1 protein-coding gene is annotated in these 1,298 nt (G+C 63.2%); it reads left to right on the top strand.

What is annotated here, in order from left to right:
• Positions 1-75: 75 nt before the first annotated feature.
• Positions 76-1,164 (top strand): IS5 family transposase, encoded by a 1,089-nt coding sequence (locus JQK15_RS26430; protein ID WP_214869622.1) that lies wholly within the window; start codon positions 76-78, stop codon positions 1,162-1,164.
• Positions 1,165-1,298: the final 134 nt, after the last annotated feature.

Consider the following 1,298-nt stretch of genomic DNA (forward strand, 5'->3'; position numbering starts at 1 on the left):
TGGACACCTCGAAAAACTCGTGGCGCCTGACGGCCTGAAGTGATTCACTGCCTTTGCACGATAGCGGAGGCGATGATGGCAGGGCAGCCGGGTTTCTTCGATCTTTCGGACCGATATGAGGCGCTGAGCGCGGCGGGCGATCCGCTGGAGCGTCTGGCGGCCGTGGTGGACTTCGAGGTTTTCCGGGGACCGCTGGTAGCGGCGCTGCGCCGCAGTCCTCGCGGCAAGGGTGGCCGCCCGCCGTTTGATCCGGTCCTCATGTTCAAGATCCTCGTGCTCCAGGCGCTCTACTCGCTTTCGGACGAAGCGACCGAGTTCCAGATCAAAGATCGCCTCTCTTTCCAGCGTTTTCTGGGGCTTGGCCTGGATGGCACGGTGCCCGATGCGACGACAGTGTGGCTGTTCCGGGAGCGTCTGGTGAAGGCCAGGGCGATCGACAGGCTATTCGCCCGCTTCGATGCCGCTCTCACGAACCGAGGGTATCTTGCCATGGGCGGGCAGATCATCGACGCGACCGTTGTGCCGGCCCCGAAGCAGCGGAACACCGAGGAGGAGAAGGCGGCCATCAAGGAGGGTCGGATACCCGAGCGCTGGAAGGACAACCCTGCGAAGATCCGGCAGAAGGATCGCGATGCCCGCTGGAGCGTCAAGTACACCAAGGCCAAGGTCAAGGAAGGCGCGGACCCCAAGGCCTTCAAGCCGGTCGATCTGGCCATCCCGATGTTCGGCTACAAGAACCATATCGGCATCGACCGGGCACATGGCCTGATCCGCACCTGGGATGCCAGCGCCGCCAATGCCCACGATGGCGCACGGCTGCCGGCGCTGATCAGTCCGGACAACACGGCCTCGGGGGTATGGGCCGATACGGCCTACCGCTCCAAGAAGAACGAGGCGTTCCTTGCCAAGGGCATGTTCACCAGCCACATCCACCAGCGCAAGCCGCACCGCCGAGCGATGCCTGAGCGTATTGCACGCGCCAATGCCAAGCGGTCGGTGGTCCGCTCCGCCGTCGAGCACGTCTTTGCCGGGCAAAAGCACCGCATGGGTCTGGTGGTGCGCACCATCGGCATCGCTCGCGCCCGCATCAAGATTGGGATGGCGAATCTCGCCTATAATTTCCAGCGACTGGCCTGGCTGGAAGGGCGAATTGTGCCCGCATGACGCCGAAAACGGCCTGTGCTCTCGAATCCGTTATGGAAATCAGCGGATCAGCCCCAAAAACTGAGGCTCCCAATTCGCCCGCGCGCCGTCACGTGGCCATCATGCCGAAATCAGACGGTTCTTCGAGGTGTCCA

The organism is Sphingobium sp. BHU LFT2 (genome assembly GCF_018604485.1).
Lineage (GTDB): Bacteria > Pseudomonadota > Alphaproteobacteria > Sphingomonadales > Sphingomonadaceae > Sphingobium > Sphingobium yanoikuyae_A.

Coding starts and splice junctions, on each gene's coding strand:
- JQK15_RS26430 (WP_214869622.1), top strand. CDS start 76: ATGGCAGGGCAGCCGGGTTTCTTCGATCTTTCGGACCGATATGAGGCG.